This is a genomic window from Citrobacter amalonaticus, from assembly GCF_018252635.1.
GTDB lineage: Bacteria > Pseudomonadota > Gammaproteobacteria > Enterobacterales > Enterobacteriaceae > Citrobacter_A > Citrobacter_A amalonaticus_E.
Window position 1 is genome coordinate 250,225 of sequence record NZ_JAGTXM010000006.1, and the last position, 22,535, is coordinate 272,759.

Sequence of the window (22,535 nt, forward strand, 5' to 3'; positions counted from 1 at the left end):
CGGTTCGACCACTTTTTTGTCCAAAGTTTCGGGCTGTTATGTTTTAATGTGCAACATTCATGGTCTGTTGGGGGCAAAAATGGCATTATGCGCCCCCACGGCAAAACTGGAACACACCAGGTTCAGGCAGAAAGGTCATAAATGAGCTGGATTGAACGAATTAAAAGCAACATTACTCCCACCCGCAAGGCAAGCATTCCTGAAGGGGTGTGGACTAAGTGTGATAGCTGCGGTCAGGTTTTATACCGTGCTGAGCTGGAACGTAATCTTGAGGTCTGTCCGAAGTGTGACCATCACATGCGTATGTCGGCGCGTAACCGCCTGCATAGCCTGTTAGATGAAGGAACGCTGGTGGAGCTGGGTAGCGAACTTGAGCCGAAAGACGTACTGAAGTTCCGTGACTCCAAGAAATACAAAGACCGTCTGGCGTCTGCGCAAAAGGAAACTGGCGAGAAAGATGCGCTGGTAGTGATGAAAGGTACGCTTCACGGCATGCCGGTCGTTGCAGCGGCGTTTGAGTTTGCTTTCATGGGTGGCTCGATGGGGTCTGTTGTCGGCGCACGTTTTGTACGTGCCGTTGAACAGGCGCTGGAAGATAACTGCCCGCTGATTTGCTTCTCCGCCTCCGGCGGCGCGCGTATGCAGGAAGCGCTGATGTCGCTGATGCAGATGGCGAAAACCTCCGCAGCGTTGGCAAAAATGCAGGAGCGCGGTCTGCCGTACATCTCCGTGCTGACCGACCCAACAATGGGCGGCGTTTCTGCAAGCTTCGCGATGCTGGGCGATCTCAACATTGCTGAACCGAAAGCGTTGATCGGCTTCGCGGGCCCGCGCGTTATCGAGCAAACCGTACGTGAGAAACTGCCGCCGGGATTCCAGCGCAGTGAGTTTCTGATCGAAAAAGGCGCTATCGATATGATTGTCCGCCGTCCGGAGATGCGCCTGAAACTGGCGAGCATCCTGGCGAAGCTGATGAATCTGCCGGCGCCAAATCCGGATACCCCGCGTGAAGGCGTGGTGGTGCCGCCGGTGCCGGATCAGGAACCCGAGGCCTGATAACTGAAAAGGGCAGGGCCACAGGCGCTGCCCTTTTGCTTTTCTCAACGTAACGATTCTACGGGCATCATGAATAACAAACGTATTCCTAAAGCCACGTCGCCCCTGGCCTCGTGGCTTTCTTATCTGGAAAACCTCCACGCAAAAACGATCGATCTGGGCCTTGAACGTGTAAGCCAGGTGGCGTCACGACTGGGCATACTGAAGCCTGCGCCGTTTGTCTTCACCGTGGCGGGTACGAATGGTAAAGGCACGACCTGTCGGACGCTGGAGTACGTATTGACGGCGGCGGGATATAAAGTCGGGGTATACAGTTCGCCGCATCTGGTGCGCTACACCGAACGCGTCCGCGTGCAGGGCAATGAATTGCCTGAGTCGGCCCACACCAAATCCTTTGCTGAGATTGAAGCCGCGCGAGGGGAAATCTCGCTAACCTATTTTGAATACGGCACGCTGTCCGCATTGTGGTTGTTTAAGCAGGCGCAACTGGATGTGGTGATTCTGGAAGTTGGGCTGGGCGGACGACTCGATGCGACGAATATCGTCGATGCCGATGTTGGCGTAGTCACCAGCATCGCGCTGGATCATACCGACTGGCTGGGGCCGGACCGTGAAAGCATTGGCCGTGAAAAGGCCGGGATTTTCCGTGCGGAAAAACCGGCGATTGTCGGCGAACCCGAAATGCCTTATACCATCGCCGATGTCGCGCAGGAGAAAGGCGCACTGCTACAGCGTCGCGGCGAAGACTGGCAGTACTCGGTGACGGCGACGGGCTGGTCATTTAGTGACCGTCACGGCACCCTGACAGATTTACCGCTGCCGCAGGTCCCTCAACCCAATGCGGCGACCGCGCTGGCGGCACTACGCGCCAGCGGCCTGAACGTCAGCGAGCAGGCGATCCGCGACGGGATTGCCCGGGCGATTCTACCCGGACGTTTTCAGATTGTGAGCGAGTCGCCGCGCATCATCCTCGATGTCGCACATAATCCCCATGCGGCGGAATATCTGACCGGACGGCTGAAAATGTTGCCGAAAAAGGGGCGCGTTCTTGCCGTTATCGGTATGCTACATGATAAGGATATTGCGGGAACGTTGGCCTGGTTGAAAAGCGTGGTCGACGACTGGTATTGTGCTCCGCTGGAAGGCCCCCGGGGCGCGACGGCAGAGCAACTGCTGGAACATCTCGGTAAAGGCAGTGTCTATGACAGTGTCGCGCTGGCATGGCATGCCGCTTTGGCAGACGCGAGACCAGAAGATACCGTACTGGTGTGTGGTTCATTTCACACGGTTGCACATGTCATGGAAGTGATGGACGCGGGGAGAATCGGTGGCGAGTAAGTTTCAGAATCGTTTAGTCGGCACGATTGTGCTGGTCGCGCTGGGCGTCATTGTGCTGCCCGGGCTGCTCGATGGGCAGAAAAAACATTATCAGGATGAATTCGCGGCGATCCCGCTGGTGCCGAAACCCGGCGATCGCGACGAGCCGGATATGATGCCCGCTGCAACACAGGCATTACCGACTCAACCGCCAGAAGGAGCGGCGGAAGAAGTGCGGGCAGGCGATGCTGCGGCGCCGTCGCTGGATCCGTCACGCTATGCGTCGGCGAATAATCCTGAGCTTGATACGACGCCAGCGCCGGTAGAACAGCCTAAACCCAAACCGGTTGAAAAACCGAAGCCGCAACCGAAGCCACAACCGCCAGTGACGGCAACGCCAGCTCCTGCTCCTGCGGCAAAACCGGCGGCAGAAGAGAAACCGGCACCGACGGGTAAAGCCTACGTTGTGCAGTTAGGGGCGCTGAAAAATGCCGATAAGGTCAATGAGATTGTGGGTAAACTTCGTGGCGCAGGTTTCCGGGTATATACTTCACCGTCAACGCCAGTGCAGGGTAAAATAACCCGTATTCTCGTTGGGCCGGATGCATCACGCGACAAGCTGAAAGGTTCGCTCGGCGAGTTACAGCAAATCTCCGGGTTAAGCGGAGTCGTGATGGGGTATAGCCCGAACTAAGTTAGTCTTGCCTGACGACGATGCCCGACGTCTTATCAGGCTTACCATCTTGTTGTTTGTCGGCCGGATAAGGTGTTTACATCGCTTCTGGCAATGCCCGAAGAGGCATAAAACGGTATGGCGTTGAAGTTTTTTTCAGCGCCATTTTTATTTACGCGGGGGAAGGAAATCCCTACGCAAACGTTTTCTTTTTCTGTTAGAATGCGCCCCGAACAGGACGACAGGGCGTAAAATCGTGGGACACATATGGTCTGGATTGATTACGCCATTATCGCGGTGATTGGTTTTTCCTGTCTGGTTAGCCTGATCCGTGGCTTTGTTCGTGAAGCGTTATCGTTGGTGACATGGGGTTGTGCTTTCTTTGTCGCCAGCCATTACTACACTTACCTGTCTGTCTGGTTTTCGGGCTTTGAAGACGAACTGGTTCGAAACGGGATTGCCATCGCGGTGTTGTTTATCGCGACGCTGATCGTCGGCGCCATTGTGAACTACGTGGTAGGGCAACTGGTTGAGAAAACCGGTCTGTCAGGTACCGACCGGGTTCTGGGGGTCTGTTTCGGGGCTCTGCGTGGTGTGTTGATTGTGGCTGCCATTCTGTTCTTTCTCGACACCTTTACCGGCCTGTCGAAAGGTGAAGACTGGAGTAAGTCACAGCTGATCCCGGAGTTCAGTTTCATCATCAGATGGTTCTTTGACTATCTGCAAAGCTCGTCAAGTTTCTTGCCCAGAGCATAAGCGTTGGGTTGTAGCTTAACGAGGAAAAAGACGTATGTGCGGTATTGTCGGTATCGCCGGTGTTATGCCGGTTAACCAGTCGATTTATGACGCCTTAACAGTGCTTCAGCATCGTGGTCAGGATGCCGCTGGCATTATCACCATCGATGCAAATAACTGCTTCCGTTTGCGTAAGGCAAACGGCCTGGTGAGCGATGTGTTTGAAGCTCGCCACATGCAGCGTATGCAGGGCAACATGGGCATCGGTCATGTGCGTTACCCAACGGCTGGCAGCTCCAGCGCCTCTGAAGCTCAACCTTTCTACGTCAACTCTCCGTATGGCATCACGCTTGCCCATAATGGCAACCTGACCAATGCCCACGAACTGCGTAAAAAGCTGTTTGAAGAGAAGCGTCGCCACATCAATACCACCTCAGATTCTGAGATTCTGCTCAATATCTTCGCCAGTGAACTGGATAACTTCCGTCATTACCCGCTGGAAGCCGACAACATTTTTGCTGCGATTGCCGCGACCAACCGCCAGATCCGCGGCGCGTATGCCTGCGTGGCGATGATTATCGGTCATGGTATGGTCGCCTTCCGTGACCCGAACGGTATCCGTCCGCTGGTGCTGGGCAAACGCGATATCGGCGACGGTCGCACCGAGTATATGGTGGCGTCTGAGAGCGTCGCACTGGATACCCTGGGCTTTGAATTCCTGCGTGATGTCGCCTCAGGCGAAGCGGTCTATATCACTGAAAAAGGGCAGTTGTTTACCCGCCAGTGTGCCGAAAACCCGGTCAGCAATCCGTGCTTGTTCGAGTACGTTTACTTCGCGCGTCCGGATTCCTTTATCGACAAGATTTCCGTCTACAGCGCCCGTGTAAACATGGGGACTAAGCTCGGTGAAAAAATTGCCCGCGAATGGGAAGATCTGGATATCGACGTGGTCATTCCTATTCCGGAAACCTCCTGCGATATCGCGCTGGAAATTGCACGTATTCTTGGCAAGCCGTACCGTCAGGGGTTTGTGAAAAACCGCTATGTCGGTCGTACCTTTATCATGCCGGGACAGCAGCTGCGCCGTAAGTCCGTACGCCGCAAACTGAACGCCAACCGCGCGGAGTTCCGTGATAAAAATGTCCTGCTGGTGGATGACTCCATCGTGCGCGGCACCACCTCTGAGCAGATTATTGAGATGGCACGTGAAGCCGGGGCGAAAAAGGTCTATCTGGCCTCTGCGGCACCGGAGATTCGCTTCCCGAACGTGTACGGCATCGACATGCCTACGGCGAACGAACTGATTGCACATGGTCGCGAAGTGGATGAGATTCGCCAGATCATTGGCGCAGACGGTCTTATCTTCCAGGATCTTAACGATCTGATCGAGGCTGTCCGTGCCGAGAACCCGGATATTCAGCAGTTTGAATGTTCCGTGTTTAACGGCGTATACGTCACGAAAGATGTCGATCAGCAGTATCTCGATTTCCTCGATTCCCTGCGTAATGACGATGCCAAAGCGGTCCAGTTGCAGAACGAAGTCGAAAACCTCGAGATGCACAACGAAGGGTAATCCCTGTTCTGTCAGGGGGCCAATCCGCCCCCTGACTTGCAACTCCCCGTAAAATCCTGCAAAGTCAGCCCAGAAGTCAGCCAGGGCGATAAATCATGAAACGACTCATCATAGGGATCAGCGGCGCCAGCGGCGCCATTTACGGCGTACGACTGTTACAGGTTTTGCGCGATGTACCGGATGTTGAAACGCATCTGATCATGAGCCAGGCTGCCCGTCAGACGCTTTCTCTCGAGACCGATTTATCGCTGCGTGACGTTCAGGCGCTCGCCAACGTGACGCACGATGCGCGTGATATCGCCGCCAGTATCTCCTCCGGCTCTTTTCAGACAGCCGGAATGGTTATCCTGCCATGTTCAATTAAAACGCTTTCTGGCATCGTCCACAGTTACACCGATGGCTTGTTAACCCGCGCGGCAGATGTGGTGTTAAAAGAGCGCCGCCCGCTGGTGCTGTGCGTTCGGGAAACGCCGCTCCATTTGGGGCATTTGCGCTTAATGACCCTGGCGGCGGAAATTGGTGCGCTCATTATGCCGCCGGTTCCGGCATTTTATCATCGTCCGCAGACGCTGGATGATGTGATAAATCAGACAGTTAATCGTGTTCTCGATCAGTTTGCTATCACCCTCCCACAGGACCTTTTTACCCGTTGGCAGGGGGCATAACATTGCCCCGTCGGCGTGCCTTTTTGCATCAGTTGCCCTGTTTCAGGGCAATTTTGTAACCGCGATCATATCCTCAACATTTAATTCGCTAAATCCATTCGAAACGCTGCGGTTCATCCGTCAGACCTGCTATCTTCAACATCAGGACAATATTGCAACGTTTTATTAACATATTTAACGTCGAATATCCCGAGCGGCGCGAAAATGGCATAAGACCTGCATGAAAAAGCCTGCAAACACACAACACAACGTAAAACATAATAAAGTCATTCCACTTGAGGGTTATGTATGAAGAAGTCAATTCTCGCTCTGTCATTGCTGATTGGTCTTTCTGCTACAGCATCCAGCTATGCCGCGCTGCCGCAAACGGTGCGCATTGGTACGGATACAACCTACGCACCGTTCTCTTCGAAAGATGCCAAAGGCGATTTCATCGGCTTTGATATCGATCTGGGCAATGAGATGTGTAAGCGGATGCAGGTCAAATGTACCTGGGTCGCCAGTGATTTTGATGCGCTGATCCCATCGCTCAAAGCGAAGAAAATTGATGCCATTATCTCTTCGCTTTCCATTACCGATAAGCGTCAGCAGGAAATTGCCTTCTCTGACAAGCTGTACGCGGCGGATTCGCGTCTGATCGCAGCGAAAGGCTCCCCGATTCAGCCAACGCTTGACGCGCTGAAAGGTAAGCACGTTGGCGTGTTACAAGGCTCCACTCAGGAAGCCTATGCCAATGACACCTGGCGCAGTAAGGGTGTGGATGTGGTGGCCTATGCGAACCAGGATCTGATTTACTCCGACCTGACGGCGGGGCGTCTTGATGCGGCATTGCAGGATGAAGTAGCCGCCAGTGAAGGTTTCCTCAAACAGCCTGCGGGCAAAGACTATGCTTTTGCCGGTCCTTCCGTGAAGGATAAAAAGTACTTTGGCGACGGTACGGGCGTCGGTTTACGTAAAGACGATGCGGAACTGAAAGCCGCCTTTGATAAGGCGCTGGCCGATCTGCGTCAGGATGGCACTTACGACAAGATGGCGAAAAAGTACTTTGACTTTAACGTCTACGGTGACTGATTCCTCAATACGGGGACCTGTTTGCACCGTGCGGGGTAGCTATTGCGATGCACAACAGGCGAAACGCACCGTTATGGTGCAATAATTGCGGGTGACCAGGGCAGAAGTGCATACTTAAGCGCTTTTCATGCAAAATAAACCGGGTGACAGGGCAGAATGTTTTGCCTTGTCGACCCGATTAATGGCACGATAACTGCACCTGGTCCTGTAAACATCCCCTAGAAAAGACAGTCTGTTGAGGATAGTTATGAAAAAACTGGTGTTATCTCTTTCTCTGGTCCTGGCTTTCTCCAGTGCTACCGAAGCCTTTGCCGCTATTCCGCAAAAAGTTCGTATCGGTACCGATCCGACCTACGCCCCGTTTGAATCAAAGAATGCGCAGGGTGAATTGGTGGGTTTTGATATCGATCTGGCGAAAGAGCTGTGCAAACGTATTAATACCCAATGTACCTTCGTTGAGAACCCGCTTGATGCGCTGATCCCGTCGTTAAAAGCGAAGAAAATTGACGCGATCATGTCTTCACTGTCGATTACTGAAAAGCGTCAACAGGAAATCGCCTTCACCGACAAGCTTTATGCAGCTGACTCTCGTCTGGTCGTGGCCAAAGCATCTGACATTCAGCCGACCGTTGAGTCTCTGAAAGGCAAGCGTGTCGGTGTGTTGCAGGGCACCACCCAGGAGACGTTTGGTAATGAGCACTGGGCGCCAAAAGGTATTGAGATCGTGTCGTATCAGGGTCAGGACAATATTTACTCCGACCTGACAGCCGGACGTATTGATGCTGCATTCCAGGATGAAGTTGCCGCGAGCGAAGGCTTCCTGAAACAACCCGTTGGCAAAGATTACAAATTCGGCGGCCCGTCTGTGAAAGACGAGAAACTGTTTGGTGTAGGGACCGGCATGGGTCTGCGCAAAGAGGATAACGAACTGCGTGAAGCCCTGAACAAAGCGTTTGCAGAAATGCGCGCTGACGGAACTTACGAAAAACTGGCGAAGAAATACTTTGATTTTGATGTTTATGGCGGTTAATCCCCGCAGGTGCAGATAAAGCCCGAAGAGGTTTGACAGACTTTATGCCGGATAAGCGTAGCGCCATCCGGCATCAATGAAGTGTGTCATCACGTCAAAAGAGGCTTCTAACTCGCCACTCACGACAGGACAGGCAGCATGTTGTACGGGTTTTCAGGTGTTATTTTACAGGGCGCAATTGTCACGCTGGAACTGGCCCTCAGTTCCGTGGTGCTGGCCGTTCTGATCGGCCTCGTCGGGGCGGGGGCTAAACTCTCGCAAAACCGGGTGACGGGGCTTATTTTCGAAGGTTATACCACCCTCATTCGCGGGGTGCCGGATCTGGTGCTGATGCTGCTGATTTTTTATGGTTTGCAGATAGCACTCAACACGTTAACCGATGCGATAGGCATCAGTCAGATTGATATCGACCCGATGGTCGCCGGTATTATTACACTCGGCTTTATCTACGGCGCCTATTTTACAGAAACCTTTCGTGGTGCCTTCATGGCGGTACCCAAAGGGCATATTGAAGCGGCAACAGCCTTCGGTTTCAACTCTTCACAAACCTTTCGCCGTATTATGTTTCCGGCGATGATGCGTTATGCGCTGCCGGGGATTGGTAACAACTGGCAGGTGATCCTCAAAGCGACGGCGCTGGTCTCGCTGCTCGGTCTGGAAGATGTGGTCAAAGCCACGCAACTGGCCGGGAAGAGCACCTGGGAACCGTTCTATTTCGCCATCGTCTGCGGGCTTATCTATCTGGTATTTACTACGGTTTCCAATGGTGTGCTGCTGTTCCTTGAGCGCCGTTACTCCGTCGGTGTGAAGAGGGCTGACCTGTGATTGAGATTATTCAGGAGTACTGGAAATCCCTGTTGTGGACGGATGGCTACCGCTTTACGGGCGTGGCAATTACGCTGTGGCTGCTGATCTCCTCCGTGGTGATGGGCGGCATTCTGGCGGTTATCCTGGCGATTGGTCGCGTCTCCAGTAACAAATTCATCCAGTTTCCCATCTGGCTGTTTACCTATATTTTCCGCGGGACGCCATTGTACGTTCAGCTACTGGTGTTCTATTCAGGGATGTATACGCTGGAAATTGTAAAAGGCACGGATTTTCTGAATGCCTTCTTTCGTAGCGGTCTGAACTGTACCGTTCTGGCGCTGACGCTGAACACCTGCGCCTATACCACAGAGATTTTCGCCGGGGCGATCCGCTCGGTTCCACACGGCGAAATTGAAGCAGCGCGCGCGTATGGCTTCTCCTCATTCAAAATGTATCGCTGCATTATTCTGCCTTCGGCGCTGCGTATCGCGTTACCTGCATACAGTAACGAGGTCATTTTAATGCTGCACTCCACGGCGCTGGCTTTCACCGCGACGGTTCCGGATCTGCTGAAAATCGCCCGTGATATTAACTCGGCAACCTATCAGCCCTTTACCGCTTTCGGTATTGCCGCCGTGCTGTACTTAATCATATCGTATGTCCTGATAAGTCTGTTCCGCCGCGCGGAAAGGCGCTGGTTGCAGCATGTTTCCTCTAAATAATTCGAGTAACACGATGTCTGAGAATAAATTAAACGTTATCGATTTGCACAAACGCTACGGCGAACACGAAGTGCTGAAAGGGGTTTCACTGCAGGCTAACGCCGGAGATGTGATCAGTATTATTGGCTCATCCGGATCGGGGAAAAGTACGTTTTTGCGCTGCATAAACTTCCTTGAAAAACCGAGTGAAGGGTCGATTGTGGTCAACGGCCAGAATATCAACCTGGTGCGTGACAAAGACGGTCAACTGAAGGTGGCGGATAAAAATCAGCTTCGTTTATTGCGTACCCGCCTGACAATGGTGTTTCAGCACTTTAACTTGTGGAGCCACATGACGGTGCTGGAGAACGTCATGGAAGCGCCAATTCAGGTGTTAGGTCTGAGCAAACAGGACGCTCGTGAACGGGCGATCAAATACCTGGCGAAAGTCGGCATTGATGAGCGTGCTCAGGGGAAATATCCGGTGCATTTATCCGGTGGTCAGCAGCAGCGTGTGTCGATTGCGCGTGCCCTGGCGATGGAGCCGGAGGTGTTGCTTTTTGATGAACCGACCTCGGCGCTGGATCCTGAACTGGTCGGCGAAGTGCTGCGTATCATGCAGCAACTGGCAGAAGAGGGAAAAACGATGGTGGTGGTGACGCATGAGATGGGCTTTGCCCGTCATGTTTCCAGCCACGTCATTTTCCTGCATCAGGGGAAAATCGAAGAAGAAGGCAATCCAGAGCAGCTTTTCGGTAACCCGCAAAGCCCACGCTTGCAACAGTTCCTGAAAGGGTCGCTGAAGTAACTATTCTCTGCTGGCGTAGCGTTTTCAGCGCGTGGTCCTGATAAGCGCAGCGCCATCAGACTAAAATTCAATGCCGGATGGCGGCGTAAATGCCTTATCCGGCCTGCAGATCAAAAAATGCTGCGGCCTCCAGACGGTATCCCCAGTCGTCATAATGGATACCGTTGACCTCAAACGCTTTCTCCAGCACCTGTGTACGCATAAATCCCAGCTTTTCCAGCAGGCGGACCGATCTCTGATTCCCGGCAAGCACCCAGGCGTTGATGGCTTTCACGCCGGCTTCGCGGAATGCATAGTCGCAGACGGCGCGAACGGCCTCGCTGGCGATACCGCGTCCCTGAGCTGCCGGGATGACGCAATAACCGATATCCGCTTCCTGCGGAAAATGATGGCTGATTTGTAAGCCAATGTCGCCCAACGGCGTGGCATCGTGATGCTGGCGGATCACAAAGGTGTGTTTTGAGGTAAGGCGACGCGCAAACAGCAAACGCGTGTCGCGTTCCGGGCAGAGATTGCCCATAAAGCGCATGATGTCCGGATTTTCACGAAGCGCGAGGAAAAAGGACCAGTCTGTGGGTTGAAACGGGGAAAGCGTCAATCGTGCGGTTGTAAGTCGTGCCATAAAATCGCCATTCCGGGAGCCAGTGAGACTACCTTACCACCGGAATGGCGAAGGTGAACAGGGAAGACGTCAGCGCACGATATCCGCCAACGCTTCTTCAAGGTCATACCAACGAAAGGAAAATCCGGCGGCTTCCAGTCGTTTTGGCAGGGCGCGCTGCCCACCCAGTACCAGCACTGATGATTCACCCATCAGCAGGCGAATCACGGTTGCGGGTACGCGAAGAATAGCTGGCCGTTGCAGGGCATGTCCCAGCGCATGAGCAAACTGCTCATTATGTACCGGGTAGGGCGAGACCATGTTGAACGGCCCGCGCAGATCGTTATCCAGCAGCCAGAGGATCGCATTGACCATATCATCAATGTGGATCCAGGCCAGATACTGGCGACCGTTGCCAATGGGGCCCCCGAGGCCCAGGCGAAACGGTGGGATCATTTTGCCGAGAATACCGCCCTTTGGCGCCAGCACAACGCCGGTTCGCAGCAGGCAAACCCGCGTTTTGTCGCTTTGCGCCTCGCAGGCAATTTGCTCCCAGCGGGCGCAAAGCTTATGGGTAAACTCGTTATGTGGTGGTTCTTCCTCGGTGACCACCACTTCGCCCAGATCGCCGTAGTAACCAACGGCAGAGCCTGAAATCAGGACTGATGGCGGCATTTCACTGGCGTTGATGAGGTCCGCCAGTTTCTGGGTAACGCGCCAACGACTCTGACACAGGCGATCTTTCTGTTCTGTCGTCCAGCGCTTGTCAGCAATGGGCTCGCCGGCCAGGTTAATCACCGCATCAATACCGTCGAGATTCTGCTTATCTTCCAGCGTGTCCCACAGTGTCACCCGGTCATTGAGTTTTTCCCGGGCGTTATCGGGGCGGCGGGTCAGCACGGTCACCTGATGACCCAGTTCCTGTAGGCGCGGGACCAGGTGTCCTCCGATAAGACCAGTCCCTCCGGTTACCAGTATCTTCATGCAGCCTCCCGTGGTGGCGGTTAGCGCTGCCAGCTCAACGTCATGGAGACGGAATCGGCATAACGCAACGCGTGTAGTTTGTCGACTTCCACTTCAGCATAAGTGACCCAGTGATGTTCGCGTGCGATATCGAGCACATCCTGGGTTAATTTTTCTAACAACGAGAAGCGGTTGTTCTCAACGTGCAGGATGATGTTTTTGGTGATCGTGCGGTAATTCAACGCATCATTGATATCTTCGCTGACCCGAGCCTTGTCCGCCGGATAGTGAATCGCAACGTTGATGACAATATCTTGTCGATTATTGATCTCTTCTTCTTTGATGCCGATGAAAGTACGTAAGCGAAGGTTTTTTATACGAATTATAGCGTCATGATGTGACATTGCAGGTCTCCTCCATGTATGAACTCTCGCATGATACACGAGAACCCGGCCGCATTATCCTTTTGCACTCGCAGGATCCTGTTGCGCCAGCATCATTGCGCGCTCCGTGGCGGGCCGACTGCGAATACGTGCAAACCAATTCTTCACGGCGGGAAACATGTCGAGGTCGACGCGCTGACGCGGCCAGGCGTTCACCCATGGCCAGCAGGCGATATCGGCAATGCTGTAATGCTCGCCGCCCAGCCACGGCGACGTTTCCAGCCGTTTATTGAGAACGTTATACAGCCGTTGTGTTTCTACCTGATAGCGCTCGATAGCATAGGGGATGGCCTGCGGGGCGAAGTGGTTGAAATGGTGATTCTGACCGAGCATCGGCCCCAGTCCACCTACCTGCCAGAACAGCCATTGCAGCGTGGTGTGGCGCTCGCGCAATTCGCCGCTAAGCAACAGGCCGCTCTTTTCTGCCAGATAGAGCAAAATGGCGCCGGACTCAAACAGGCTGAGCGGAGCGCCGCCATCGACCGGAGCATGATCGACGATGGCGGGGATTTTGTTGTTAGGTGAAATGGCGAGAAAATCGGGGCGAAACTGATTACCCTTACTGATATCCACTTTAATGAATCGGTAGTCCAGCGCAGCTTCCTCAAGGAAGATCGTAATTTTGTGCCCATTGGGGGTCGGGGCATAATAGAGGTCGATCATTTCAGCTCCACAACGTGTTTATCGGATAAGCCAACCACAAGTATAGAAAGCCTGTCGTGCTGTGTGAGTTTTCATCAGGTGACAGCGAGCGAAAGACCCTCTATGTTGGGAGAAACGCTTAATAACGACGAGGACGCTATGAGTAAGCCCAACATCACGCTTTGGTCCGATGCCAATTATTTCTCCCCCTATGTGCTATCCGCGTATGTCGCCTTGCAGGAAAAGGGACTGCCTTTTAGCCTGAAAACCGTTGACCTCAACAACGGCGAACATCTCCAACCGGGCTGGCAGGGCTATGCACTGACTCGTCGGGTGCCGCTGCTGGAAATTGATGGCTTTGAGCTGAGCGAGTCCTCCGCGATTGCCGAATATCTGGAGGACAGCTTTGCACCGCCCACCTGGGAGCGAATCTATCCTCACGACCTACAAAAGCGTGCGCGTGCGCGGCAGATACAGGCATGGTTGCGTAGTGATTTAATGCCTATTCGAGAAGAGCGTCCGACGGAGGTTGTTTTCGGTGGGGTTAAGAAGGGGCCGCTGAGTGATGCGGGGAAAGTCAGCGCGGAAAAACTCTTCGCCACGGCGGGGAATCTGCTGGCACACGACATGCCAAATCTATTCGGAGAATGGTGTCTGGCTGATACCGATTTAGCCCTGATGCTCAACCGTCTGGTACTCAATGGCGACGATGTCCCGGAGCGACTGGCGGAATATGCAGCATTTCAGTGGCAACGCGCCTCTGTCCAGCTTTATATTGCGCTTTCCGCGAAGCGTTCAGGCTGATAAAACGTCTGCAATCCAGTATCATAATACGGTTTTTGATGACACGGAGTATGTGATGAAACTGATGTTTGCATCCGACATTCACGGGTCCTTACCTGCCACAGAGCGCGTGCTGACGTTGTTTTCCCAGAGCGGCGCGCAGTGGCTAGTGATACTGGGCGATGTGCTTAACCACGGGCCGCGAAACGCCTTACCTGAAGGCTACGCGCCCGCTCAGGTGGCCGAGAGGCTGAATGAACAAGCTGCGCAGATTATTGCGGTGCGGGGAAACTGTGATAGCGAAGTGGATCAGATGTTGCTGCAGTTTCCCATAACCGCGCCCTGGCAGCAGGTGCTGCTGGGCAATCAGCGACTGTTTCTGACTCACGGTCATCTCTTTGGGCCGGATAATCTGCCGACCCTGCGGGCCAGTGATGTCCTGGTATACGGGCATACGCATCTACCGGTGGCAGAAAAAAGAGGCGATATTTATCACTTCAACCCGGGGTCAGTGAGCATTCCGAAAGGTGGCTATCCGGCAAGCTATGGTTTGCTGGACGATAATGTCCTGAGCGTTATCGCACTCAATGATCAAAGTATGATTGCGCAGGTCGCGATTAATTCGTAATTTACCCCCACATATGTAAATGCGCCGTAAGAGCGCCAGAAAAAGAAGGTTTCCTGATGGTGGAACAGCGTCGTTTGGCAAGTACGGAATGGGTGGATATTGTGAATGAAGACAATGAAGTCATTGCACAATCCAGCCGGGAACAGATGCGAGCACAGGGCCTGCGTCATCGTGCGACCTATATTGTCGTACACGATGGGATGGGCAAAATACTGGTGCAGCGTCGTACCGAGACAAAAGACTTTTTACCCGGCATGTTAGATGCTACTGCCGGTGGCGTTGTGCAGGCTGACGAACAACTGCTGGACTCTGCCCGCCGTGAAGCAGAAGAAGAGCTAGGCATCGCCGGTGTGCCGTTCGCTGAACACGGTCAGTTCTACTTTGAAGATAAGAACTGTCGCGTCTGGGGCGCACTATTCAGTTGTGTGTCACACGGCCCGTTCGCCTTGCAGGAAGAAGAGGTGAGTGAAGTATGCTGGCTGACGCCGGAAGAAATTACCGCCCGCTGTGATGAATTCACGCCCGACTCTTTGAAGGCGCTTGCGCTGTGGATGACCCGTAACGCTAAAAACGAAGCCGCCAGATCAGAGTCACAACAGGAGAAGCAGGAAGAGGCGGAGTAGCGTTCTTTCTGAACTCAACAGTAGAAAGGAGCCATAAGTGGCTCCTTTTGTGTTTTAGTGATAACCCATGATCTGCGCGCCAATCACTACGACGCTGGACATAATAAATAGCAGCCCCAGTAACGTCGCGCCCACTTTCAACCAGTTACGGAAATCCACCCGACAGACGCCTAACGTCGCCATCAGTGATGCTGAGGTTGGATAGATGATATGGCTAAAGCCATCACCAAACTGGAACGCCAGTACGGTCACCTGACGGTTAACGCCCACCAGATCGCCAAGCGGCGCTAACAGCGGCATGGTCAGCGCTGCCTGGCCCGAACCGGAGGTCACAAAGAAATTAAACACTGCCTGGAAGAGCAGCATAAACCACGCGGCAACGGCGTTGTCTAGTCCGCTGATACCGTTGGCAATGCTGTGCAGCAGCGTATTGAGCACGCTGGCGTCACCCGCTTCGCCGTTGCCTACCAGCAGTAAAATGCCTTTGGCAAAACCGACCAGCAGGGCGGGGGCAATCATCATGCGTGCGCCTTCGGTGAAAGAAGAGGCCATAATGTTGACCGTCATGCCGTTAAGACGGAAGACCACGGCGATAATGCCAATGACCAGGCCCATGGTGAAGAACTGGCTGGCAATTTCTGGAATAAACCACGCGTTGACGATAACGCCCCAGACCACCCAGACCATCACCCCGGTTAAAACCAGCAGCACCAGCCAGTCGCCGATCGTGAAGCGCCGCTCGACAACGTCATCCTGCTGTTCGCGAAAGAAACGGTCAGATTCATGCACGCGTGACAGAAGCGGGTTCTTTTTCACCCGCGAGGCATAGACCAGCGTAAACGTCAGGCCGATCAGCGTCGAAATAACCCAGACCACGATGCGCAGACCGGAACCGGAGAGGACCGGCACACCCGCAATGCCCTGTGCGACCACCACGCAAAATGGGTTCATCCACGAACTGGCAAAACCAATTTGCGTCGCAATATAGGTCACTAACACCGTGGTGATACTGTCATAACCCAGTCGCACCATCAGCGGCGCGATGATGATCGCAAAGGCAACCGCCTCTTCCCCCATGCCGAATACCGCGCCACCCAGCGAGAAGAGAATAAACAGCACCGGGATAAACAGAACCTCGTTGCCTTTAGTATGACGGATTAGCGCAAGGATGCCGTTATCAATGGTTCCCGTGCGCATAACGATGCCAAATGCGCCGCCAATCACCAGCATAAACATGATAATACCGACGGCGGTACCGAATTTAGAGCCAGAGGTCAGCCCTTCGAACGGGAAGTTCATCAGGCCTGGGCTTTCATCGCCGGTGGTGAAGAATTTAACCGGGTGATACTGCGCTTCACCGGCCTCGTTGGTCAGAATACGGAAAGAGTGTGGGTCGACCACTTTACGGGTTTTTGTCTGACCATCTACCTGGTATTGCACCTCCTGGCTGTCGAACATCCCGACGGGGACCACCCAGGTTGCCAGGCTGGTTAATATGGCGACAAAGAAAATAATAACCAACGTATCGGGCATAGCCCATTTTTTGGCTGGCTGTGTTTCGGTTACTGCAGACATGAAAGACTATCCCTGTTGCAAAGCAAAGAGGCTAAGTATGCAAACAGGCGAATGGTTATTCATTGATACAGCGCAGTTAAGCCAAAAAATCAGATTTTACAAGCCTGAAAAGGAAGGAATAAAACATCCGGAAACCATGGCGATTTCCGGATGTTGGCTGGGCCTGTCTGAGCCCAGGCGAGGCAAGGCAGCTTACTGCTGTTGGGAAGACTGAATCGCGGTCAGGGCGATGGTGTAGACGATATCGTCAACCAGCGCGCCACGGGACAGGTCGTTCACCGGTTTGCGCATACCTTGCAGCATCGGCCCGATGGAGATCAGGTCGGCAGAACGCTGTACCGCTTTGTAGGTTGTGTTACCGGTGTTCAGATCCGGGAAGATGAACACGGTAGCGCGACCGGCAACCGGAGAGTTCGGCGCTTTGGATTTCGCGACATCAGCCATCACGGCGGCATCGTACTGCAGTGGACCGTCGATCATCAGATCAGGACGTTTTTCCTGCGCCAGACGGGTCGCTTCACGCACTTTCTCTACGTCGCTACCCGCACCTGAGGTACCGGTAGAGTAGGAGAGCATCGCAACGCGTGGTTCGATACCAAAGGCAATTGCAGAGTCAGCAGACTGGATAGCAATCTCAGCCAGTTGTTCAGCGGTCGGATCCGGGTTGATCGCGCAGTCACCGTAAACGTAAACCTGTTCCGGCAGCAGCATGAAGAATACGGAGGAAACCAGTGAACTGCCTGGCGCCGTTTTGATGAGCTGCAGCGGCGGACGAATGGTGTTCGCCGTGGTGTGAACGGCGCCTGATACCAGACCGTCAACTTCGTCTTGCTCCAGCATCAGCGTACCGAGAACCACGTTGTCTTCCAGTTGCTCGCGGGCAACGGTTTCGGTCATGCCTTTGCTCTTACGCAGTTCAACCAGACGTGCGACATAGCTTTCGCGAACCACTTCCGGGTCAACGATTTCGATGCCTGCGCCGAGTTCAACGCCCTGAGACGCCGCCACGCGGTTGATCTCTTCCGGATTGCCCAGCAGCACGCAGGTCGCGATACCACGTTCAGCACAGATGGCTGCCGCTTTCACGGTACGCGGTTCGTCGCCTTCTGGCAGCACAACACGTTTGCCGGCTTTACGCGCCAGTTCGGTCAGTTGATAACGGAAGGCTGGCGGAGACAGACGACGGCTACGCTCAGAGGTCGCGGTCAGAGACTCGATCCAGTCAGCGTTGATGTAGTTCGCCACGTATTCCTGAACTTTCTCGATGCGTGCGTGATCGTCAACCGGCACTTCCAGGTTAAAGCTCTGCAGGCTCAGAGAGGTCTGCCAGGTATTGGTGTTCACCATGAATACCGGCAGGCCAGTGGCGAAAGCGCGTTCACACAGTTTAGAGATGCGCGCATCCATTTCGTAGCCGCCGGTCAGCAGCAGGGCGCCGATTTCTACGCCGTTCATCGCAGCCAGACACGCGGCAACCAGTACGTCCGGACGGTCAGCGGAGGTAACCAGCAGGGAACCTGCGCGGAAGTGTTCCAGCATGTGCGGAATGCTGCGTGCGCAGAAGGTGACGGATTTCACGCGACGCGTGTTGATGTCGCCTTCGTTGACGATGGTGGCATTCAGGTGACGCGCCATGTCGATCGCACGGGTCGCGATCAGATCAAAGCTCCACGGCACTGCGCCGAGAACCGGCAGCGGGCTGCTTGCGCTGAGCTGAGCCGGATCGACTTTTACGACCTGCGCTTTGGAAGAGTCGTCGAAAATCTCGGACAGATCCGGGCGGGTACGGCCTTGTTCATCAACCGGAGCGTTCAGTTTGTTCACGATAACGCCGGTGATGTTGGTATTTTTTGCGCCGCCGAAGCTGCTGCGAGTCAGTTCAATCCGCTCGTTCAGTTGTTCCGGCGTATCGGTGCCCTGAGACATGACGAAGACGATTTCCGCATTCAGCGTTTTCGCAATTTCGTAGTTCAGAGACTGCGCGAACTGGTGTTTACGGGTTGGAACCAGGCCTTCAACCAGTACCACTTCTGCGTCTTTGGTGTTCGCATGGTAGTTTGCGATGATCTCTTCCATCAGCACATCTTTCTGATTGCTGGACAGCAGAGATTCGACTTGGCTCATCTTCAGCGGTTCAGCCGCAGTGACAGAAGAATTTGCACGAACGATAGCGGTGGTCTGGTCTGGCGCATCGCCACCGGCACGTGGCTGGGCGATTGGCTTAAAGACACTCAGGCGAACGCCTTTGCGTTCCATAGCGCGGATAACGCCAAGGCTGACGCTGGTCAGGCCGACGCTGGTTCCGGTAGGGATCAGCATAATAATACGGGACACGGTTTATCCTCTTTCGTTACCGCCCGTTGGGCGGGTTACAAAACGGCACCACCAGCTCCCGTCATACTTCAAGTTGCATGTGCGTTAGCTTTCTTCGCTCACCCCAGTCACGTACTGGTGTACGCTCCTGGGGATTCGCTACGTCGCCGCCTTCCTGCAACTCGAATTATTTAGGGTGTAGCTGGCGGTGTGAAATCAGGCAGTCAGACGGCTCGCGTCTTGCGCGATAACCAGTTCTTCGTTGGTTGGGATCACCACCGCAGGACGGGTACCTTCTTTGTTGATGAAACCGGATTTGCCGAAACGGGCAGCCAGGTTACGTTCATGATCAACTTCAAAGCCCAGCACGCCCAGTTTACCCAGGGACAGTTCGCGAACCATGGCCGCGTTCTCACCGATACCGCCGGTGAAGACAACCGCGTCCAGACGACCGTCCATCAGCGCCGTGTAGGAACCGATGTACTTCGCCAGACGGTGGCAGTAAACGTCCATAGCACGTTTCGCGTCTTCTTTGGTGGTGTAGTTGTCTTCAACATAACGGCAGTCGCTGGTCACTTCGGTCAGACCCAGCAGGCCGGATTCTTTGGTCAGCATCTTGTTGATCTGATCAACGCTCATGCCCAGCGTGTCGTGCAGATGGAAAATGATTGCCGGGTCGATGTCACCCGAGCGGGTACCCATCACCAGACCTTCCAGCGGGGTCAGCCCCATAGAAGTATCAACACATTTACCATTGCGGATAGCAGAAACGGAACCCCCGTTGCCCAGGTGGCACGTGATGATGTTCAGCTCTTCTACCGGTTTGTTCAGCATTTTTGCCGCTTCCTGAGTCACGAAGAAGTGGCTGGTACCGTGCGCGCCATAACGACGAACGCCGTGTTCTTTGTACAGGCTGTACGGCAGGGCATAGAGGTAAGACTCTTCCGGCATGGTCTGATGGAACGCGGTGTCAAACACAGCTACGTTTTTATCTTTCAACTGCGGGAAGGATTTCAGCGCTTCTGCAATCCCGATCAGATGAGCCGGGTTATGCAGCGGTGCGAAAGAGGCAGAATCTTTGATGCCCTGAATAACAGAGTCATCAATAACCACGGAGCTGGTATACTTCTCGCCGCCGTGTACGATACGGTGACCGATTGCAGTCAACTGCGCAGACAGTTCTGGTTTTTGTGCCAGAATAGTATTAACGATAAAGTTCAGCGCTTCACTGTGAGCGGCGCCTGCACCTAAAGCCGCTTCTTGTTTACCGCCGTCCATTTTCCATTTGATACGTGCTTCTGGGAGATGGAAACATTCGGCTAAACCAGAAAGGTACTCTTCACCGTTAACTGCATCGATGATTGCAAATTTCAGTGAGGAGCTACCGCAGTTCAGAACCAGTACTAACTTACTCGACATGGAAGTACCTATTATTGATACGTGGCTAAAAAAACGTCAGGGAGCCATAGAGCGTAGCGCAGTGTGACGCTGACATTTATGATTAACATCATGCCAGTTGTTTTTTTTGGCATGATGGAAGAAATACCTTTGAGTCTATGCCATTTTGCGTATTTTTCAGCCAATGGCATACTATATGAAAATTTGACGACTCAATGATTTTGGACTACAGGCCTTTTACAGGCCGCTACAGGATACCCGATAGTGGGTATCAATGACAAAATGTTTTGAACGTTGTCCCGTATAGTTGTTGTTTTGCACAAATATTTGAAATTTTATATGTGAAGTTGAGGTAAGCCATGTCGACGCCGGATCATCGCTCCGTAAATTTTTTTAGCCTTTTTCGTCGGGGGCAGCATTATTCAAAGACGTGGCCAATGGAAAAGCGCCTTGCCCCTGTCTTTGTTGAGAACCGCGTGATACGAATGACGCGTTACGCGATCCGCTTTATGCCGCCGATCGCCATCTTTACCCTGTGCTGGCAGATAGCACTGGGTGGTCAACTTGGGCCTGCCGTCGCGACCGCATTGTTCGCGCTTAGCCTGCCGATGCAGGGGCTATGGTGGTTAGGGAAACGTTCCGTCACGCCGCTGCCGCCCTCCATCCTGAACTGGTTCTATGAAGTCAGAGGCAAATTACAGGAGGCGGGGCAAGCGCTCTCCCCGGTTGAAGGGAAGCCGGATTATCAGGCGTTAGCTGACACGCTTAAGCGTGCCTTCAAACAACTGGATAAAACTTTCCTTGATGATTTGTAATTGACCCCGGATTACGCATATAAAAGAAGGCATATTGATGCCTTCTTTTTTTTCACTTTTTTCACCGTAGTAGAGTGATACAGGAGTCCAAAATGGAAATGACCAACGCTCAACGTCTTATTTTGTCTAATCAATACAAAATGATGACGATGCTCGATCCCACTAATGCTGAGCGCTATCGCCGTCTGCAGACGATCATAGAACGCGGTTACGGTCTGCAAATGCGCGAACTGGATCGGGAATTTGGCGAGCTGAAAGAGGAAACCTGTCGTACGGTTATCGACATCATGGAGATGTATCACGCCCTGCATGTCTCCTGGGCTAATCTGAAAGATGCGCAAAGCATTGATGAGCGTCGCGTGACCTTCCTGGGCTTTGATGCCGCAACGGAAGCGCGCTACCTCGGGTATGTTCGCTTTATGGTGAATGTGGAAGGACGTTACACCCATTTTGATGCCGGTACGCACGGTTTCAACGCCCAGACCCCAATGTGGGAAAAATATCAGCGGATGCTAAGTGCCTGGCATGCCTGTCCGCGTCAGTATCATTTGAGCGCCAACGAAATCAACCAAATCATCAATGCCTGAGGAGGTGAACGTGCAGTGCAAGGGCTTTCTGTTTGACCTGGATGGAACGCTGGTAGACTCATTACCTGCAGTGGAACGCGCATGGTGTAACTGGGCCGATCGTTTTGGGCTAACGCATGACGAAGTGCTGAGTTTTGTTCATGGCAAGCAGGCGATTACCTCTTTGCGTCATTTTATGGCGGGCAGGCCTGAGGCGGAAATCGTCGCAGAGTTTACACGTCTGGAGCAAATTGAAGCGACAGAAACGGCGGGCATCACTGCGCTGCCCGGTGCGGTTGCGCTGCTTAACCATCTGAACAAGGCCGGGATCCCGTGGGCGATTGTGACATCCGGGTCGATGCCGGTTGCGCGTGCGCGTCATCAGGTGGCTAACCTGCCGGCGCCGGAGGTTTTCGTGACTGCTGAGCGGGTCAAACGCGGCAAGCCTGAGCCAGATGCCTACCTGTTGGGCGCGCAACTGCTCGGGTTAGCGCCGCACGAATGTGCGGTAGTGGAAGATGCTCCTGCGGGCGTGCTCTCGGGACTGGCCGCTGGCTGCCATGTCATCGCGGTGAATGCCCCGGCGGAGACGCCGCGTCTGGACGAGGTCGATTTCGCTTTGACCAGTCTGGAGCAGCTTTCGGTGACCAAACAACCGAATGGTGATGTGGTTGTCGTAAGAAATACCTGATCATGATTTAGCCCCGGCTTGTCGGGGCTTTTTTATGGCAGAATCACTCCATCTTCTC

At 53.7% G+C, this 22,535-nt stretch carries 24 protein-coding genes; 17 read left to right on the forward strand and 7 right to left on the reverse strand.

Features of this window, described 5'->3' with window-relative positions; translation table 11 throughout:
- Positions 1 to 141: 141 nt before the first annotated feature.
- The 11 genes from accD (at position 142) to hisP (ending at position 10,436) form a co-directional block, all read left to right on the forward strand.
- On the forward strand, positions 142 to 1,056 hold the full coding sequence (gene accD, locus KE671_RS18830; RefSeq protein ID WP_061074837.1) for an acetyl-CoA carboxylase, carboxyltransferase subunit beta: 915 nt from the start codon (positions 142 to 144) through the stop codon (positions 1,054 to 1,056).
- Positions 1,057 to 1,125: 69 nt separating this feature from the next.
- Positions 1,126 to 2,394 (forward strand): bifunctional tetrahydrofolate synthase/dihydrofolate synthase, encoded by a 1,269-nt coding sequence (gene folC, locus KE671_RS18835; RefSeq protein WP_206164118.1) that lies wholly within the window; start codon positions 1,126 to 1,128, stop codon positions 2,392 to 2,394.
- Positions 2,384 to 3,067, forward strand: a complete 684-nt coding sequence (gene dedD / locus KE671_RS18840; RefSeq protein ID WP_206164119.1) for a cell division protein DedD — start codon at positions 2,384 to 2,386, stop codon at positions 3,065 to 3,067. The genes folC and dedD overlap by 11 nt, the downstream gene beginning before the upstream one ends.
- Before the next feature lie 246 nt (positions 3,068 to 3,313).
- Positions 3,314 to 3,802 carry a colicin V production protein gene (cvpA, locus tag KE671_RS18845; RefSeq protein ID WP_046483084.1) on the forward strand — a complete coding sequence of 163 codons (489 nt, stop codon included), beginning with the start codon at positions 3,314 to 3,316 and terminating at the stop codon, positions 3,800 to 3,802.
- A 34-nt stretch (positions 3,803 to 3,836) separates the two neighbouring features.
- Positions 3,837 to 5,354: an amidophosphoribosyltransferase gene (gene purF, locus KE671_RS18850; RefSeq protein ID WP_206164120.1), complete on the forward strand. Its 1,518-nt coding sequence runs from the start codon at positions 3,837 to 3,839 to the stop codon at positions 5,352 to 5,354.
- A 95-nt stretch (positions 5,355 to 5,449) separates the two neighbouring features.
- Positions 5,450 to 6,019 carry a UbiX family flavin prenyltransferase gene (locus KE671_RS18855; protein WP_206164121.1) on the forward strand — a complete coding sequence of 190 codons (570 nt, stop codon included), beginning with the start codon at positions 5,450 to 5,452 and terminating at the stop codon, positions 6,017 to 6,019.
- A 288-nt stretch (positions 6,020 to 6,307) separates the two neighbouring features.
- Positions 6,308 to 7,090, forward strand: coding sequence for a lysine/arginine/ornithine ABC transporter substrate-binding protein ArgT (argT, locus tag KE671_RS18860; protein WP_206164122.1), 783 nt, complete (start codon positions 6,308 to 6,310; stop codon positions 7,088 to 7,090).
- 247 nt (positions 7,091 to 7,337) lie between these two features.
- The gene (hisJ, locus tag KE671_RS18865) at positions 7,338 to 8,120 is read left to right on the forward strand and encodes a histidine ABC transporter substrate-binding protein HisJ (RefSeq protein WP_206164123.1); all 783 of its coding nucleotides are present in this window, start codon (positions 7,338 to 7,340) and stop codon (positions 8,118 to 8,120) included.
- Between the two features lie 138 nt (positions 8,121 to 8,258).
- Positions 8,259 to 8,945 carry a histidine ABC transporter permease HisQ gene (locus tag KE671_RS18870; protein WP_206164124.1) on the forward strand — a complete coding sequence of 229 codons (687 nt, stop codon included), beginning with the start codon at positions 8,259 to 8,261 and terminating at the stop codon, positions 8,943 to 8,945.
- Complete coding sequence (gene hisM / locus KE671_RS18875; protein WP_061074826.1) at positions 8,942 to 9,649, forward strand: histidine ABC transporter permease HisM; 708 nt, start codon at positions 8,942 to 8,944, stop codon at positions 9,647 to 9,649. Before KE671_RS18870 ends, hisM begins: the two co-directional genes overlap by 4 nt.
- A gap of 13 nt (positions 9,650 to 9,662) precedes the next feature.
- Entirely contained in the window at positions 9,663 to 10,436 is a 774-nt protein-coding gene (hisP, locus tag KE671_RS18880; protein ID WP_206164125.1) for a histidine ABC transporter ATP-binding protein HisP, read from the forward strand.
- Positions 10,437 to 10,530: 94 nt separating this feature from the next.
- Here hisP and KE671_RS18885 read toward each other — a convergent pair whose 3' ends face one another.
- The 4 genes from KE671_RS18885 to yfcG form a co-directional block, all read right to left on the reverse strand.
- On the reverse strand, positions 10,531 to 11,058 hold the full coding sequence (locus tag KE671_RS18885; RefSeq protein WP_206164126.1) for a GNAT family N-acetyltransferase: 528 nt from the start codon (positions 11,056 to 11,058) through the stop codon (positions 10,531 to 10,533).
- Between the two features lie 69 nt (positions 11,059 to 11,127).
- Positions 11,128 to 12,021 carry a TIGR01777 family oxidoreductase gene (locus tag KE671_RS18890; RefSeq protein WP_206164127.1) on the reverse strand — a complete coding sequence of 298 codons (894 nt, stop codon included), beginning with the start codon at positions 12,019 to 12,021 and terminating at the stop codon, positions 11,128 to 11,130.
- A gap of 20 nt (positions 12,022 to 12,041) precedes the next feature.
- Positions 12,042 to 12,404, reverse strand: coding sequence for a dihydroneopterin triphosphate 2'-epimerase (folX, locus tag KE671_RS18895; protein WP_043000007.1), 363 nt, complete (start codon positions 12,402 to 12,404; stop codon positions 12,042 to 12,044).
- A gap of 54 nt (positions 12,405 to 12,458) precedes the next feature.
- Complete coding sequence (gene yfcG / locus KE671_RS18900) at positions 12,459 to 13,106, reverse strand: GSH-dependent disulfide bond oxidoreductase (protein ID WP_206164128.1); 648 nt, start codon at positions 13,104 to 13,106, stop codon at positions 12,459 to 12,461.
- A gap of 138 nt (positions 13,107 to 13,244) precedes the next feature.
- On the opposite strand from yfcG, the gene yfcF reads away from it, so the two are divergent.
- Genes yfcF through yfcD form a run of 3 tightly spaced genes read left to right on the forward strand, consistent with a single transcriptional unit; the run spans position 13,245 to position 15,119 of the window.
- On the forward strand, positions 13,245 to 13,889 hold the full coding sequence (yfcF, locus tag KE671_RS18905; protein WP_206164129.1) for a glutathione transferase: 645 nt from the start codon (positions 13,245 to 13,247) through the stop codon (positions 13,887 to 13,889).
- 55 nt (positions 13,890 to 13,944) lie between these two features.
- Entirely contained in the window at positions 13,945 to 14,496 is a 552-nt protein-coding gene (gene yfcE / locus KE671_RS18910; protein WP_206164130.1) for a phosphodiesterase, read from the forward strand.
- A 56-nt stretch (positions 14,497 to 14,552) separates the two neighbouring features.
- On the forward strand, positions 14,553 to 15,119 hold the full coding sequence (gene yfcD / locus KE671_RS18915) for an NUDIX hydrolase YfcD (RefSeq protein ID WP_042317782.1): 567 nt from the start codon (positions 14,553 to 14,555) through the stop codon (positions 15,117 to 15,119).
- 54 nt (positions 15,120 to 15,173) lie between these two features.
- Here yfcD and yfcC read toward each other — a convergent pair whose 3' ends face one another.
- The 3 genes from yfcC to ackA all read right to left on the reverse strand — a co-directional run bounded on the left by yfcC (position 15,174) and on the right by ackA (position 20,426).
- A complete protein-coding gene (yfcC, locus tag KE671_RS18920; RefSeq protein WP_206164131.1) occupies positions 15,174 to 16,694 on the reverse strand; it encodes a putative basic amino acid antiporter YfcC in 1,521 nt (506 codons plus the stop codon).
- Positions 16,695 to 16,886: 192 nt separating this feature from the next.
- Positions 16,887 to 19,028 carry a phosphate acetyltransferase gene (gene pta, locus KE671_RS18925; protein WP_206164132.1) on the reverse strand — a complete coding sequence of 714 codons (2,142 nt, stop codon included), beginning with the start codon at positions 19,026 to 19,028 and terminating at the stop codon, positions 16,887 to 16,889.
- Between the two features lie 195 nt (positions 19,029 to 19,223).
- Positions 19,224 to 20,426 (reverse strand): acetate kinase, encoded by a 1,203-nt coding sequence (gene ackA / locus KE671_RS18930; RefSeq protein WP_042317795.1) that lies wholly within the window; start codon positions 20,424 to 20,426, stop codon positions 19,224 to 19,226.
- 338 nt (positions 20,427 to 20,764) lie between these two features.
- Here ackA and yfbV point away from each other — a divergent pair, with 338 nt between their 5' ends.
- The 3 genes from yfbV (at position 20,765) to KE671_RS18945 (ending at position 22,477) form a co-directional block, all read left to right on the forward strand.
- Positions 20,765 to 21,220 carry a terminus macrodomain insulation protein YfbV gene (gene yfbV / locus KE671_RS18935; protein WP_042317796.1) on the forward strand — a complete coding sequence of 152 codons (456 nt, stop codon included), beginning with the start codon at positions 20,765 to 20,767 and terminating at the stop codon, positions 21,218 to 21,220.
- Positions 21,221 to 21,312: 92 nt separating this feature from the next.
- The gene (locus KE671_RS18940; RefSeq protein WP_042290698.1) at positions 21,313 to 21,807 is read left to right on the forward strand and encodes a YfbU family protein; all 495 of its coding nucleotides are present in this window, start codon (positions 21,313 to 21,315) and stop codon (positions 21,805 to 21,807) included.
- Positions 21,800 to 22,477, forward strand: coding sequence for a sugar phosphatase (locus KE671_RS18945; protein ID WP_206164133.1), 678 nt, complete (start codon positions 21,800 to 21,802; stop codon positions 22,475 to 22,477). The genes KE671_RS18940 and KE671_RS18945 overlap by 8 nt, the downstream gene beginning before the upstream one ends.
- Positions 22,478 to 22,535 lie beyond the last annotated feature (58 nt).